The organism is Gammaproteobacteria bacterium, assembly GCA_013816845.1.
Taxonomy (GTDB): domain Bacteria; phylum Pseudomonadota; class Gammaproteobacteria; order DSM-16500; family DSM-16500; genus Aquicella.
The window spans coordinates 183342-198603 of sequence record JACDDU010000004.1 but is presented as its reverse complement, the minus strand read 5'-3'; the positions used below and the strand labels follow the sequence as shown (position 1 = coordinate 198603).

Sequence of the window (15262 nt, the reverse complement as noted above, 5' to 3'; positions counted from 1 at the left end):
AATTATTAAGCTATTTTGTCAAATTTTAGCTGAAATCAATGTTTTATATAAATATAAAGAGAAATTTTAAACGAGCGCTTTATGTGGTTAAGATTAAAAGCAAAATTGGATGAGAAGAACAGATAAGCTTTAACCTCTAGAGTGAACTTTATACGTGAAGCTTTCATGAAGTCATTTAATAATTCTTTCTCCTGCTCATTAATGAGCATGCCAATAAATATTTTTAATTTCGCTTCATATTTCTGGGTAACCACATTTAACTTGGTTTCACTGTTTTCATCATCACTTCAACATATCATTTTAGCTTCTTCAGCTCTGGCTTTCAGTTAAATAAATGATACCGATTTTTCATAGCTTCAAAATGACTAAAAAATTTTGGATCATTCATATGATATACGTAGGAGGCAGTTTGATTTGCTGTTTCAATAAATTCTGCAAAATCATGACAACAAATACCTAGCATGATGGAGAAAATTAAAATGACAAAATAAAGGGTTTGCATTGATTTGCATACATAAGGCGCCTCCATTATCACTGGAAATATTTGAGAAGTATTGTCCTAATAAATAACAGACTACAACAATTCAATACAAAATGAATCTCAAAATCTGGCAGGAGTTAGATTAAATGATAGTGAGTTAACAATCATAAAAAGTAGGTGTTACAGCATAACCATAACCCAGACCACTTTGATAACGGCAAGACCAATCACTAAAAAATGGCACAGGACCTTCCACAAAACGCAGCGATAAAAGAAGAGCTTGAGCTTTTTTTATAGCCTCATCTTTATTATTTGCTGGAAATGCACTTGTGCTAAATGCCCAACAATAACGAGTTCCAAAACGATTTCGGCTTGCATTTGCGACCCATTCACCACCTCTTAACTGTTGGACACTGTTATTCATCATCACTTTTTGAATCATACTGACATCTGGACAAATGTCTGGCTTAGGATTTGGCGATGCCATCCCCGCTTGAATATTTATAAAAAAAATTAAACCGACCATTGTAACGAAATTGTATTTCATAGGTAATCTCTTTAGTAAATTCCTATCTTATTTGTTCAATCTATTTATTTCAATAATGAAAGATCTATTAAACGCCCTTTTTGGGGTTATGCAGCTTTTTTCTGCAATTGACTCCAATAGTCCAAAATAAATTTTTGGACTATTGGAGTCAATTGCAATACTTCAATCTAAATTCACTTCCATCATTATATATTAGCGTAAGTTATCTTGTTACGGAGTAATAACATTGACATTTAGGTTATATAAAAAAATTATTGACATATACCCAGCGACGCCAAACCATTTGCGGTTGTGATATATATTCGATTCGTCTCTGGATCAGCAGCAACGCCCCACTTTATATCAAGAGGAAAATACAAACAAAGTCGATTACCATTTTTATCATATACTGAAACAAGTCTAGGGCTTCTTCCAGAATGGATGATGTAACGATTCTGCGTACTAATAAAATTTTTGACCGAATAATGCGTATTTGATTGCCAGAGCTTTTTACCATTTTTTACGTTAAAAGCATACATTGCGCCATAAATTTCAGTGGCAGGATCTGTAACAATGATGAGTTGTTGTGCCTTTTCATCCACACGCACTGTCGTAATGCCACCCAGTGTAGGGAATGCTTCTGATTCCCACAGTTTTTTTCCCTCAGCAGATATGGCTGTAATAAAATCGCCTTGTTTGTATAGATGGCAGATAACATAAGCAATATTGTTCGAATCAATCCTGATATAATCAATTTTGACAGGAAAATCTTTATCGTTCAAATCGATGTGCCATTTTTCTTTACCATCATCAGTGAAAGCAAAAAGCTTTTTATTAACGAGGGTATACAGCGTATCTTTCTGGTAATAGATTCGTATGTCATCATTTAGATTAAAAATTTTACGCCATTTTTCCTTACCTGCGGCATCAACAGCGATAATAATATTATTATGTAGAAGCCGATAAGTATGGTCAGTATCTGTTGCTAACATATGGATGCTTGGATGAGCTGGTGCTTCGTCAAGTGCTAAGCGCCATTTAATCATGCCATTAGTTTTATTGATTGCAATGAGAGTAGACTTATCTGTATCACAAAAGATTGTATGTGAGGTTTGAACCATAATATCGGCCCAATCTAAACTCGGTAAATTAGTGCTCCAAAGATGATGACCAGAGCTGTCCAGCGCTCTCAGCCGGTGAGCGCTCGCATATAGATAGACATTATCGTTTTGATCAAGCTGAAAATTAGTTATGTCAAAATCGGCAGCATCATATTTCCATTTAATTTTACCATCCGGATGAAGAGCATAGAGTGTGGGATTACTTTTATGATCCCGAAAGCTAAGGACTGAGCCATCTGTACCAATCGCAGGTGTATTCATTGAGCCGCCTGCATTAAAATCCCATTCGTAGGTGATTTTATCAGTAGAGATTAAGTCCGGCTTACCTAACGAGGGCTTAATAGCCTCAGCTAAAATTGGGTTTAGCAAAACAACAAGGAATGAAATAGGTAATAGTATCCGTGAAATCATAAAGCTTCCTAATTTTGTGGATATCCAAAGAGTCGCAAAAGGATAAAGAAGGAATGATTAATCTCCCCCCCTTTATTTTCTTCTAGGTAATGGTCGTTCGCTTAAATTGATTACCAAACTACATTAGACAAGTTCAAACTCAATTAAATATCTTTTAAAAAAAATTTAATTAAAAATATCATGAGGATGTGTATTGTACAAACTTTTTTTACCTAACTCACTAAGATTTATGATGCGATCAATTCTAATGAAAATATGATTTAAACTCTTGCTTCTCAGCTCAATGCACGCAAAGGAAGCGCTTCATCATATAATTCATCTTATGGTCGAAATATAAAAGAATTAAGGTAGACAGAGATGACTCTATTCACACGATGCTAACTTTATTAATGCTTATTAATGTAAGTTGAGCTACATTTTTCTGAACATCCATGACAGACGCTTACATTAATTTTCATTATAAATTAATATTGTATTTCTTGGTTAATTCTATCTCTGATAGCAGATCTTAATAGCAATAACGAAAGCAATTACCCCATCTCATAAAGACGCCAATTAAATTGCTTTCTTGTAAATATTGTCATAGATATTACCGCAATGTTTACACTTCGATATCGTTAGTTATCCTCTTGCTATGGATAAAATTTCATAAAGAAAAAATAAGCAATTAAAATAAAAATTTTAAAGACCTGAATCCACCACCCTTTTTGGCTTAATATTTATATATGCGTTATAAATGCTTGGCTAAAAAATTACTTCGGGCAATTACAATCACTCTACTAGTAGTTCTAGGGAAAAAAATTTGTTACTATAAGTCTCATTTTTAATAAAAAAAAATAATAATATACCTATGCTTCCTGACGAACTTCTACACTTATACCAATGGAAACTTTATCTTCAAGCCGAAAAACGCGGATATGGTTATGGTCCTAGCGATTTAAAACAAGCTTATAATATTATTATCGCGGCAGGATTTCTGAAAGATCAATGTGCTACTTATATTTTGAATCATAACCAAATTAATGAATTTGTACATGCAGTTCTATTAGCAAACCATCTTAAAATCTCCCCTCATCTAATGCCGCTTACGATTCACCGTTTAAGCATGATGCCTAATCCAGTAGAAATTACATCAATGACCAGCTTCCTTGAGTATCAGAATTGTAGCAATATTTTAGACCAGTCCATGACAACTGATGAAATTAACCGCTTGTCTAGACACTATCAAACAATGACCCATCCAAAAATCAAGCATTTAATGAATCAGATATTCCAAAAAAGATGTAAGGAAGTAGCTACTTTTCATGACGATTTTGATCAAATAATGTCTGTCTGTGAAGCTGGTTTAAAGGATACTATTACGCCCCTAGAATGTATGGGCGAAATTATTCTTAAGGAACAAAAGCGCGCAGTCGAAAGTAAGACAGCAGAGGACATTCAGCTAATTAAATCCCAACTGCAAGAGGCAGACCGTTCTTACCGGCAAATTACACTTAAACGTTTCCTGCTATTCGAACAAGGCGTACCCCAACAAAAAGCATTAAAGAAAGGTGAACTGTTGGAACGAGATTTTAGCGTAAAACGTGAGAAAGAGAGTTATAAACACCAATTACCAAGCTTGCAATTTCGGCGTTAATATAAAATTTTGAAGTTAGATAGACCATTTCGGGAAGAGATTATCATTGCAAATAGCCTCAAAAATTTTCTATATTGAATCTAATATTTAGCTTCAGCTCATTGCCTCCAATTAATATTAATTATAATGTTAATTTTTTCGCTTTAACCACTTTGTCATCTAAACTCTCTCGAATTTTTCTTATAGCAATGAATGATGAACTGGAACGTAGGGAAAGTTTGCTGCATGCAAAAATGCATCCGCCCCATTCATTCATTAATTAATAACGAACATAAACGGGTACTGCTTGATCAGCAACTGAAGGAGTCACATAAATAGTAACTGAATAGTACACTACTTTATCAATACAATGAGGAATTTCTCTCCATATACTCTGACGATAATAGCTAATTTTTAAGTTAGAAATGTTACCTGAAATATCATGGACCATTCTAAATTATAATTAGGGCTTATAACTTTTCTGTGTTTATAAACCTGACCTTCTTGTATTTCAATATTTTCATTCCAATTATTCACGACGTTTAGATAGGTATTATCGTTACTTGCGAAGGGTTTAGCGTTTCCGGTAATGAATGGAGATAGAAATAAAAATAAAAGCAGAAAATATTTTGTTATTTTAATTATCATAATATTTTCTCTTCAAATTACAATTATCTTAATACATGCAGATGGAATATCACCTGCACAAGGAAAACACGTCGTCGCCAACACGTTTGCATATTAAATTTTAATCAAGGAGGCTGAGCCAAGCTTATCTTATGAACATGAAATAACAGTTTTATTGATCAAATAAAGAGGGATATGAACGTAGCTTATCGTCTCTAATCAAGTTGTATACCCTTTGAATTTTAATCGTTTTAGTTATCCTTACAATAATGAATATTCATTTATAACTAAACGTTTGGTATACGACACACTATTGTGCATTCACGAACGAGAAATTTATGCAGTCTGAATTTGATCTTGTCATCTATGGCGCCACGGGTTTCACTGGCAAGCTTGCCGCTCAATATATGATGCGCCCTGGGATTGGGGATCATTTGCGCGTCGCAATTGCCGGGCGCAATATGCAAAAGCTGAAAGAAGTGCAAGCAGAGTGCATCATTAAACCTACTATCTTAATAGCCGATTCAACCGAGCCCACAAGCATTGACAACATAGTGCAACAAACCAACGTCGTGCTAAGTTTTGCAGGACCTTTCGCAATCTATGGCGAACCAGTCATAGCAAGTTGTATTAAATTCGGAAAAGATTACCTCGACATTACAGGTGAAACCCCTTTTATTCACGCTATGATTAAAAAATATCAACAACAGGCGCTGGAAACAGGAGCGCGTTTAATTCCTTTTAGTGGTTTTGATTCAATTCCTGCGGATCTTTCTGTTTATCTTGGATTAACATCGGCAAACAATCGTAAGATTCATCTTGATTCGATGTCTCTCTATTATCAAATCCGCGGTGGATTTAATGGCGGAACACTTGCCTCCGCACTTAATATGGCTGAACAAGCACGGGGAGAATTGTTTAGTCCTGATACTCTTATTCCCGATTCGCTTAGTGCACACCCATCCCGGCCAAAATTAAGACCCTATTTCGAGCCTATCTTGCAACGTTGGACTGCTCCTTTTTTTATGGGCCCGATCAATACTGCGGTAGTACGGCGATCAGCTTGGTTGTTCTCCGAAATTAATCAAACGCACGCGGATTTTCAATATGAAGAACGGTTAGTCATGAGTAAACGCTTCGGCTATTTAAAAGCAATTTTAACCTCGGGAATTCTTATGGGATTTGGGCTAGTTACTGCCAACGCAAGGGGACGCCGCCTGTTACGTCGCTTCGGACCTAAGCCCGGCGAAGGTCCTTCGGAGGCGATACGTCACCAAGGTTTTTTTCGCGGACGGTTAGTTTGTCGCAGTCACGGACAATGCAAACTCATCGTTAGCATGGAAGGCAAAGGCGATCCTGGTAATGAGATTACAGTAGCTTTAGCCTGTGAATCCGCTCGTCTTGCAGTAGAAAAGGCTTTCTTACCCGGTCGGAAAGGTTTTTTGACCCCAACTTTTGCTTTTGGTGATCCCTTGATTCAACGGTTGAAAGATGCAGGATTTCATTTCAACACTGAATTTATTTCTTGAGGAAATTCTGCAGCATAGACACTGTAGAATTTACAGAGAACACCCACTAGAAAACTGTTTGAGCCGTTCTTTTTGTCTGTTAACCCTATAGAAAAAAATTACAGTTTTTGATATTTTGCGTTATTAAAAATAATAGGGTTGAAAACCCGTTCAGTTGCCCAAAAAATGGGCTGCCTCGTAATCATTAATAACTACAATAAGCAAGGTGGAGTGGCGTGATGGATGAAAATTTATATGATATTTTAGGGTTAAGCATCGATGCAACGCAGGAAGAAATTAAAAAAAGTTATCAACATTTAGCCAAAATATTTCATCCTGATAAAAATCTTAATACGGTAACCGATCCTAATGCAAAAAGTATTGCAGAAGAAAAATTTAAGGCGATTGGCGAAGCTTACGCGACACTTGGTAATGAACAAAAACGCAAAGTGTATAATTTGTCACTTCCTTCAGCGAAAAACTACTTCCAGCCAACCTGGAAACCAACCTCACCAAATCATTTTGCGCATTTTTATCATGGTGACTCCCCTTTCTATAAGCCAGCAAGTCCCCCCACTCAACATTATACAAATGAAATTCCTGAATATGTTTACCCTTTAGCTGAACAGCTTGAGCTTGATGTCAACTTTGTAAATGAATGCTGGAAATCTAATTTGGAAGGTTTAGACGATCGTTATGATCGTCTATGCTCATTAAAGCCCTATTTAATAAATTTTAAAAAGAAAAAAGAGCCTGCACTTAATTTAGTTATGGCCTTTGCATTATCACGACAGGAATTTCTAAACTTAGCCTCTGCCTATGAGTTGATTGTGACACATCGAATAACGATGGAAGAAGTAAAGAAATGGACTAAGTTTGAGCGAGAATTAATGGTCCAGATTTGGAACAGGGAATTTGAGAATCCAGATCGTGACGAAATCATTTTGGAATCCTTACGTTCTTATAGAAATAAAGAATACCGCGACAGGTTTGCGCAGCAGAAGCAGTCTAGCTATTCAAGGACTTACGCCAAGCGCACTTTTTATAATAATTTTTTCATGAAAACACCGCCTCGTCCCGCAGCGCCTCCTCCACAACATGACGATTCCCCTCACCGCGTTTGGACTGAGGGCAAAGCAGTGTTATTACCAAATGGATTTATCATTAGTGGTGGTGATAAAAAAGAAGATGAATTTAAGTTATTTGATCCCGCAACTGCTGAAATTGTTAATCGATTTTCCCAGCAGGGTGCTCGCGTTAGTAAAATAGTATTATTAGCTTCTGGAAATATAGCGGTAAGTAGTTATGATTTTAACTCGGATATTAAAGTTTTTAATCCAAATACAGGGGAGCTACTTAGTCATTTTGCGTATGGCGATCCCTGCTTAAGGATGATAGCAAGGAACAACCATATTGTTACTGTGGGTAATTTTAACTGCTCTACCGTTCAGACATATGATAGCGAGTCAGGAAATTTAATACATCAGCAAGAGACAGTATTATTAATTGAGGATTTAATTTCCACACCACGTCACATTATCATAGCCGGAATAATACCGTCTTCTCTAGCCTATAAATATCAGATTTATGATGATAATTTAACGCTTATTAAAACTTTTCCCTTAGCTAACAATTGCAGCTTGCAGAATATGATTATGATCAATGAAAATACGATGGGCATTGCTGATGTTGGCAGTAACGTATTTATTTATAATATTAATTCTGGTGAAATGTTAAATAAAATCAGTACATCACTCAATGCCATCAGAAGTATGAGTATGAGTGATAACAATTTATTGCTCAGTGATTCCAATGGATTAATTTGCGCGTATCAATTGACTGGAAAATTAATCAAGTCTTACCAAACGAGTGACATTATTTCCTCGGGAGATATTTTGAAAACACTTTATTCTCAACTTAATGCATCCTTTGAATCTGTAACTTCACCAGGTTTTCGAGCGTAGAATGAGAATACGGCACCTCGCATTCAGTTGACGGTAGGATTTATGTTGAGGTTACAGTCAGGCATCCGGTACTTGCATTCAAGGAAACAAGTCCACCCATTGGCAAGACGCAATTGCGCGTACCATGACCGTAAGGAAAATTTTTTATACAGGGCACATTGAAACGGGCTGACCATTCATGAAGAACATCTTCCACTGACCCATCATGACAGTCAGCCGCTTTACTTACGCAGTCTTCAAACTCACCTAAAATAATGCCAGCAACTTGGTCGAATACGCCTGCTAAATCCAACTGAGAAAACATGCCATCAACATTATAGGGCGTATTACCCACGTCCTCTAAAAGTAAAATACAATTTTTAAAGTTGGGTTGATAAGGCGTTCCCATCAAATTGGTTAAGAGCGTTAAATTACCACCAATTAGCAAACCCTCAGCGAGACCTGAGTGAACTACTACACTTTCTTTAACATGATAGGAACGACCTAATAAACATGATATTAATGTTTCCTCAACTAAACCACTGCGTTTGCTAGTTAAACTAAAGCCAGTGTAACTTATAAGACCCGTTTTTTTGAAAAGACCCAATTGCAAAGCCGTCGTATCGCTGAATCCGACTAATTTTTTAGGATTAGTATGGATCATTTGATAATCTAACAAAGGTAATAATCGCTGGGATCCATGGCCTCCACGGGATGCAACGATTGCCTTCACTTCCGGATCTTTAAAAAAATCGAGTAAGTCTTTCGCACGATCTTCATCTTTACCAGCTAAAAATCGCTCAGCATCATAGAGATGATGACCAAACTTTATTTTAAAACCATTTTGCTCTAAAAATTGAATACCCGGTTTAATATCTCTCATCATCAATGGACTTGAAGGAGAGACAAGACCGATTGTATCTCCTTTTTGTAATGGCAGGGCATTCATAAGACTTAGCCTTTGTAATTTAAACTCGTATAGTAAATAGCAAAAATCGCTCTATCCACGCATAGATTAACTATATCTTGCAGTGATAAGACTTTCTAAATTTATGGGGACCGTGAGGCATGTTTCTTAGTACATGAATTTTGAAAAGACTCCTCTTTAATCCTAGCGTTACAAGCTTCCATTATATATTGGTCGGCAGTATATAAGAGAGGTACGACGTTGTTAAAATAAGAAGATTGATTAATCCATCCCTCAACATAGATTGATTGGCTAGCTTTTTTATAGGCATTCAATAAATCTTGATGTAGGCGACCAAGCTCAAAGGTATAGCCCGTTTGTTTATGATAAATATTTAAAGAAGTAAGAAATAGATTAAAAGTGGAAATAATACTGGTAAAACTTCTAATACAATGCTTCGCCTTTCGAGGATGTTGAAAATCAAAAATCATGTCTTTTAATTCTTCCAACTTTTTCAATTCACTATTTTGTTGGTTCATGTAATTCTGAGATTTACATTTTGAATGATGCGTGAATAACCGAGGGGATGACATGACGACGGATTCCATAGGGCAGAGCTTAAGAATTTTACTACTGTAAATACTGCAAATCAATTTAGAATTCATTGCTTTACGTTTTCTGAGCGTAGGAAAATAAGAATTAACATAGAGATGAAAAGATAAAAATTGTTTGATTGAGATATAAAATTTAATAGAAAATTTGTGGTTTATGGAGGTTCAAGGTTAATCCTCACTCCCATATCGTTGGAGAAATTATAATGAGTTGACGTTAGCCATTTTATTTGATACGGTCAAATCGTATATTAATAAACTTTAATTGCTATTTTTGAGAGATTCTTAGTCATGATAATTCCTATAAAACAGAGTAAAAACTCATTTTCACAGCAAAGTTTGCGATTGCCCCTATTCCCGCTTACCAGTGTTACTGCTGCTACTTCCCTCTTCTCGACGCGTTACACGACGACACTTACCCTCACAACGTCTGCTTAATAAGCATCTTACGTTGTATCGCTAATAAATTTTTTTAAACATCACTCATTAAACAGCATGCGTGCGCATGCCATGTTTGCTTCGCTATCTCTCGCCTATCGAGGAGTTTCGATATATGCAAAATAAATATAATCAATATGTAGTCCATAAATTTGGTGGCTCAAGCCTTTGCAATGCCGCTCGCTTTATTGCCCTCAAATCATTATTGCGTGGTCAAAATGAAATTATTGTTGTCTCGGCCATCCAAAATACCACACAAATATTACAAACATTACTTGATGCAGCAAGATTAGGTAAACCTTACTTACAAGAATTAGCAATTTTAAAGCAATCTCATCTAACCCTTGTTAATAACTTGCTAAATGATTTTAAGCAAACTGAGATCCTGAACTTGCTTCAGAATGATTTTGCAGCAATTACAAATGTGTTAGAAGCCATTCAAATTGCTGGCACTTATTCAAAAGAAGTTTCTGATTTTATTTTAGGATATGGAGAGCAATGGTCAGCAAAAATTTTAGTCTCTTATCTTTCTAATCAACGCAATGTTATCTATGTCGATGCTTATAGTGTGATATTTGTGTATGAAAAAAATGGGATATTAAGCATTGATTGGGAAAAAAGTCAGACTGCCTTAGAAAAATTTTTAGGGAATAAAACTTTTGATCAATTAATTATTCCGGGATTTATTGCTGCCACTATCGAAGGAAAGCGCACCACTTTAGGCCGAAATGGTAGTGATTTTTCTTCAGCTATCATAGCCAAATTATTTAACGCAAAAAGCTTAACGATTTGGACAAATGTTAACGGAATTTACTCGGCCGATCCGTTAAAAGTAAGATCTTCATTTGTTATCGAGGATCTCTCTTACAAGGAAGCGCTTGAACTTGCTTATTTTGGCGCAAAAGTATTACATCCTCAAACCATTGCACCGGTCCTTAAGTTGCAAATTCCGATCTTCATAAAAAATAGTTATCAACCCCATCTTAAAGGGACTTATATTTCTGCTTTACCAAAGAAGTCTCCTCATCTTATTAAAGGATTGACCAGTATTGAGGATATCGCCATCGTCAATATTGAAGGAGCAGGCATGATTGGCGTCTCGGGTATGGCAGCACGGGTATTTGAAATATTGCGTCAAGCCACTATTTCTGTAACTTTAATTTCACAAGCAAGTTCGGAACATTCAATTTGTTTTGCCATTGATAACAAAGTCGCTGATGAAGTTGAAAAAATATTAAAAGATAATTTCAGGTTTGAAATTGATCAACACGTAATTGAAGGTATTTCAATCGATAAGCACTGCGCTATCATTGCAGCCGTCGGCGATGAAATGATAGGAACCGTGGGAATTTCGGGTAAGTTATGCGCATCTCTTGCCAAAGCAAATATCAATATCAGCGCCATTTCGCAAGGTTCTTCCGAGCGTAATATTTCTGTTGTCATTAGAAACAGTGACGTTGAGCGCGCGCTACAAGCATTGCATGCAAGTTTTTATCTTTCACCTAAAACAATTTCGATAGGATTAATTGGCCCTGGAAAAGTCGGTAGTACTTTATTACAGCAAATAAATTTAGCCATTGATCAACTCTATGCTCAATATCAAGTTAAATTATGTGTTCGCGGCGTGATGAACAGTCATAAAATGATATTGAGTCATGAACCAATCAATTTAGTGAATTGGCAAGAACAATTAGAAAATAGTGAAATGTCAGCAAACCTCGCAAGCTTTGCCAACCACATTCTTAGTGACGATGTATTGCATGCGGTAATGATTGATTGCACGGCCAATCAAAGTATTTCACAGCACTACATCGATTTTATTAAAAAAGATATCCATGTGGTCACGCCTAATAAACATGCGAATGCGGGGGATTATTCCTATTACAAGCAACTAAAAATGTTATCGCAGCAAAAAAATACACACTATCTTTACGAAGCCACCGTATGCGCGGGACTTCCGATTATCAATACCTTGCAAGACATTATTAAAACTGGCGATGAAGTCATTAAAATCGAAGGGATTGTTTCGGGCACGCTAAGCTATATCTTTAATGAATTATCAACGGGAAAAGCATTTGCTGACATTGTCAGGGAAGCAAAAGCATTAGGTTTTACTGAACCTGATCCTCGCGAAGATTTATCCGGTATGGATGTTGCACGTAAATTAGTATGTCTAGCACGAGAAATAGGACATGGCGTTTCTTTAAGTGATGTAAAAGTTACAGATCTTGTTCCGCCCGCATTGAAATCCTGCAGTGTAGAAGAATTCCTCTCACTTCTTCCTTTACATTCACAACAAATCGAAACCATGGTTGATAGAGCGAACGCAATGAATGAAAAATTAAGTTATGTTGGCACCATTACAAAAGATGGCATCTTGAAAGTTGCTATTGAATCCGTTCCACACCATCATCCGTTTGCGAGCCTTAAACAAACCGATAACATGTTAATTTTTCATACCCGACGTTATCAAACACAACCCTTAGTTATCCAAGGACCGGGGGCTGGTGCCGAAGTCACTTCAGCTGGAATTTTTGCAGATTTATTACGTTTAGTGTCCTTTTTATCATAGGAGGCAGCCATGACTTTGATTAACTCATCGATTCAATCGGTAACCGCTTTTGCACCTGCAACGTGTGCAAATGTAGCAGTAGGCTTTGATATTTTAGGTTTTGCCTTCGACCAACTGGGTGACAGTGTAACTTTAACAAGACGACAAGATAATAACATCGTTATTGAGATTATTAATGCCAAAGAATGTTTACCATTCATTCCGGAACAAAATACTGCTTCTGTGGTTATCCAACAATTGTGTCATGATTTGAAATTAGAAATAGGATTTTCTATCCGCATTGATAAAGGTATTCCATTAAGTTCGGGCATGGGAGGATCGGCAGCTTCTTCAGTGGCTGCGCTCGTTGCCTGCAATGCGTTTCTTAATTCACCGTTATCAACATTGCAATTAGTAAAATATGCATTATTTGGAGAAGAAGTAGCTAGTGGGCACAAGCATGCGGATAATGTAATTCCCAGTCTTTTTGGCGGTCTTACTTTAATTCGCTCGATGGATCCGATTGATATTATTGAATTACCCATCCCTGATATCCATTGTGCATTAATCCATCCTCGCTTACAGGTAGAAACGAAAGCAGCAAGAAAAATCCTTCAAAAAAAATTGGATTTAAAAGATTATATAAAACAATCTGCAAATCTCGCTTCATTCATCGCCGCATTATATTTGGAAAGTATTCCTTTGCTTCAACATGCTTTATCAGATGAACTTATTGAACACCAGCGTGCTAAATTTGTTCCTGGATTTTATAAAATTAAAGAAGCGGCATTAAAAGCCGGTGCTTTAGGGCTCTCTTTTTCAGGCTCAGGACCCAGTATTTTTGCTTTCGCACAACATAAATATGAAGCTTCTGCTATTAACCAAGCCATGCAATCCCTTCTTAATACTGAAGGCATAGATTCCGAGTGTTGGATTTCCCGAATTAATAAAAAGCAAGCGCATGTTACCCAAGTAGTCAGGAGGATAGGATGAAGTTTTCGAGTACACGCGACCAAAAAAGAAGTGATACTTTATCGGCTGCAATTTCTAAGGGACTTGCAAGTGATGGCGGTTTATTTGTTCCAGAATATTTACCCCAAGTCGATTTAAAATTATTTAATCCCAACCTCTCCCTCGCTAATTTTGCTCAAACATTATTACATTATTTTTTTGCAGGGGATGAATTAGAGCATAATCTTAAAGAAATAATTAAAAATGTTTTCACCTTTCCATTGCCATTAACAACCATCAATTCTACCACTTTCGTTCTCGAACTTTTTCACGGCCCCACGTCATCGTTCAAAGATATTGGAACACGCTTTTTAGCAGAATGCATATCACATGTATCAAAAAAACATGCAACTACGATTTTGGTTGCGACTTCCGGTGACACTGGATCAGCTGTAGCGAGTGCTTTTTATTTAAAACGAAATGTTAACGTAATTATTTTATATCCAAAAGGTAAAATTTCGCCCATACAAGAACATCAAATAACTTGTTGGGATAACAACATTATTGCTTTAGCCGTAGAAGGTACTTTTGATCGCTGCCAACACTTAGTCAAAATTGCTTTTCAAGATCCCTGGTGGCAAAAGAACATTCATCTTAATAGTGCTAACAGCATCAATATTGGCAGACTTTTACCCCAAATTATTTATTATGCATACTCAAGCATGCAATTTTATCACCAATATAGCACCTTCCCAGGGTATATCATCCCGACAGGAAATCTTGGCAATGCAGTCGCTGGTTATTATGCAAAGAAAATGGGCTTCCCCATTCGCGAGATTGTTCTTGCAACCAATGCCAATTTGACTCTTTCTGATTATCTTGCGTATGGTCATTATAAACCGCGTGAGAGCCTCGCTACTTTAGCTAATGCTATGGACGTGGGTAATCCAAGTAATTTTGAACGTCTGAATTTTTTATTTAAAAATTTTGATACTTTGCGAAATGAAGTGAACGTCATTAGCGCTGATGATAACGACATCACAAACACCATCAAGACAATTTATAATAAACATTCAAAAATAATATGTCCTCATACAGCAACTGCTTTTTATGCAAGAAAACAGCTTTCCTACCTTCCATGGATTATAGTGGCAACAGCTGATCCGGGTAAATTTGATAGCGTGATTAGAAAAATAATTCATGAATCGATTCCTTTATCGCCGCAACTGCAAACCATTTTAGCTAAACCTGCTGGTTTTAGTCAGACGGTAAGCAAACTTGGCGAGATTGAAACCATCATAAAAGCAAAAAAGTGGAGTCTCTCAAATGAATAAGTTTAAGCCAATAGTTGCGCTTGTTGGTGCAACCGGTGATGTGGGTTTGAAGATCTTAGAAATCATGACACAACGAAATTTTTTCAAGCTTAATCGCATCAAATGTTTTTCTTCCTTAACAAAATGGTTTAAAAATAAAAATCGATTCATCACATCCACGATGCTGATGGATGTCAGCTTACAAGGATGAGGATCGTGCAAAAATTTTACTCGATTTGTTTAAAGATCCGGAAATCAA

The 15262-nt window shown here is 36.5% G+C and carries 12 protein-coding genes; 7 read left to right on the top strand and 5 right to left on the bottom strand.

Annotated elements, in window-relative coordinates; translation table 11 throughout:
• Positions 1-322: 322 nt before the first annotated feature.
• The 3 genes from H0W64_09185 to H0W64_09175 form a co-directional block, all read right to left on the bottom strand.
• Entirely contained in the window at positions 323-502 is a 180-nt protein-coding gene (locus H0W64_09185) for a hypothetical protein (GenBank protein MBA3661889.1), read from the bottom strand.
• Positions 503-638: 136 nt separating this feature from the next.
• Positions 639-1028, bottom strand: a complete 390-nt coding sequence (locus tag H0W64_09180) for a DUF4949 domain-containing protein (GenBank protein MBA3661888.1) — start codon at positions 1026-1028, stop codon at positions 639-641.
• Positions 1029-1279: 251 nt separating this feature from the next.
• The gene (locus H0W64_09175; GenBank protein MBA3661887.1) at positions 1280-2539 is read right to left on the bottom strand and encodes a PQQ-binding-like beta-propeller repeat protein; all 1260 of its coding nucleotides are present in this window, start codon (positions 2537-2539) and stop codon (positions 1280-1282) included.
• Between the two features lie 850 nt (positions 2540-3389).
• On the opposite strand from H0W64_09175, the gene H0W64_09170 reads away from it, so the two are divergent.
• From H0W64_09170 to H0W64_09160, 3 genes are all read left to right on the top strand, one after another.
• Positions 3390-4175 (top strand): hypothetical protein, encoded by a 786-nt coding sequence (locus H0W64_09170; GenBank protein MBA3661886.1) that lies wholly within the window; start codon positions 3390-3392, stop codon positions 4173-4175.
• Between the two features lie 944 nt (positions 4176-5119).
• Positions 5120-6310: a saccharopine dehydrogenase NADP-binding domain-containing protein gene (locus tag H0W64_09165; GenBank protein MBA3661885.1), complete on the top strand. Its 1191-nt coding sequence runs from the start codon at positions 5120-5122 to the stop codon at positions 6308-6310.
• A gap of 218 nt (positions 6311-6528) precedes the next feature.
• Entirely contained in the window at positions 6529-8253 is a 1725-nt protein-coding gene (locus tag H0W64_09160) for a J domain-containing protein (protein ID MBA3661884.1), read from the top strand.
• 40 nt (positions 8254-8293) lie between these two features.
• Here H0W64_09160 and H0W64_09155 read toward each other — a convergent pair whose 3' ends face one another.
• Entirely contained in the window at positions 8294-9181 is an 888-nt protein-coding gene (locus tag H0W64_09155) for an LD-carboxypeptidase (protein MBA3661883.1), read from the bottom strand.
• A gap of 101 nt (positions 9182-9282) precedes the next feature.
• Entirely contained in the window at positions 9283-9732 is a 450-nt protein-coding gene (locus H0W64_09150) for a hypothetical protein (GenBank protein MBA3661882.1), read from the bottom strand.
• A 571-nt stretch (positions 9733-10303) separates the two neighbouring features.
• Here H0W64_09150 and thrA point away from each other — a divergent pair.
• The 4 genes from thrA to H0W64_09130 are packed head-to-tail and all read left to right on the top strand — an operon-like array spanning position 10304 to position 15214.
• Positions 10304-12760, top strand: coding sequence for a bifunctional aspartate kinase/homoserine dehydrogenase I (gene thrA / locus H0W64_09145; protein ID MBA3661881.1), 2457 nt, complete (start codon positions 10304-10306; stop codon positions 12758-12760).
• A 9-nt stretch (positions 12761-12769) separates the two neighbouring features.
• Positions 12770-13732 carry a homoserine kinase gene (locus tag H0W64_09140; GenBank protein MBA3661880.1) on the top strand — a complete coding sequence of 321 codons (963 nt, stop codon included), beginning with the start codon at positions 12770-12772 and terminating at the stop codon, positions 13730-13732.
• The gene (gene thrC / locus H0W64_09135) at positions 13729-15024 is read left to right on the top strand and encodes a threonine synthase (protein MBA3661879.1); all 1296 of its coding nucleotides are present in this window, start codon (positions 13729-13731) and stop codon (positions 15022-15024) included. The genes H0W64_09140 and thrC overlap by 4 nt, the downstream gene beginning before the upstream one ends.
• On the top strand, positions 15017-15214 hold the full coding sequence (locus H0W64_09130; protein MBA3661878.1) for a hypothetical protein: 198 nt from the start codon (positions 15017-15019) through the stop codon (positions 15212-15214). Before thrC ends, H0W64_09130 begins: the two co-directional genes overlap by 8 nt.
• The last annotated feature ends 48 nt before the right edge of the window (positions 15215-15262 follow it).

Coding starts and splice junctions, on each gene's coding strand:
- H0W64_09185 (MBA3661889.1), bottom strand. CDS start 502: ATGCAAACCCTTTATTTTGTCATTTTAATTTTCTCCATCATGCTAGGT.
- H0W64_09180 (MBA3661888.1), bottom strand. CDS start 1,028: ATGAAATACAATTTCGTTACAATGGTCGGTTTAATTTTTTTTATAAAT.
- H0W64_09175 (MBA3661887.1), bottom strand. CDS start 2,539: ATGATTTCACGGATACTATTACCTATTTCATTCCTTGTTGTTTTGCTA.
- H0W64_09170 (MBA3661886.1), top strand. CDS start 3,390: ATGCTTCCTGACGAACTTCTACACTTATACCAATGGAAACTTTATCTT.
- H0W64_09165 (MBA3661885.1), top strand. CDS start 5,120: ATGCAGTCTGAATTTGATCTTGTCATCTATGGCGCCACGGGTTTCACT.
- H0W64_09160 (MBA3661884.1), top strand. CDS start 6,529: ATGGATGAAAATTTATATGATATTTTAGGGTTAAGCATCGATGCAACG.
- H0W64_09155 (MBA3661883.1), bottom strand. CDS start 9,181: ATGAATGCCCTGCCATTACAAAAAGGAGATACAATCGGTCTTGTCTCT.
- H0W64_09150 (MBA3661882.1), bottom strand. CDS start 9,732: ATGTCATCCCCTCGGTTATTCACGCATCATTCAAAATGTAAATCTCAG.
- thrA (MBA3661881.1), top strand. CDS start 10,304: ATGCAAAATAAATATAATCAATATGTAGTCCATAAATTTGGTGGCTCA.
- H0W64_09140 (MBA3661880.1), top strand. CDS start 12,770: ATGACTTTGATTAACTCATCGATTCAATCGGTAACCGCTTTTGCACCT.
- thrC (MBA3661879.1), top strand. CDS start 13,729: ATGAAGTTTTCGAGTACACGCGACCAAAAAAGAAGTGATACTTTATCG.
- H0W64_09130 (MBA3661878.1), top strand. CDS start 15,017: ATGAATAAGTTTAAGCCAATAGTTGCGCTTGTTGGTGCAACCGGTGAT.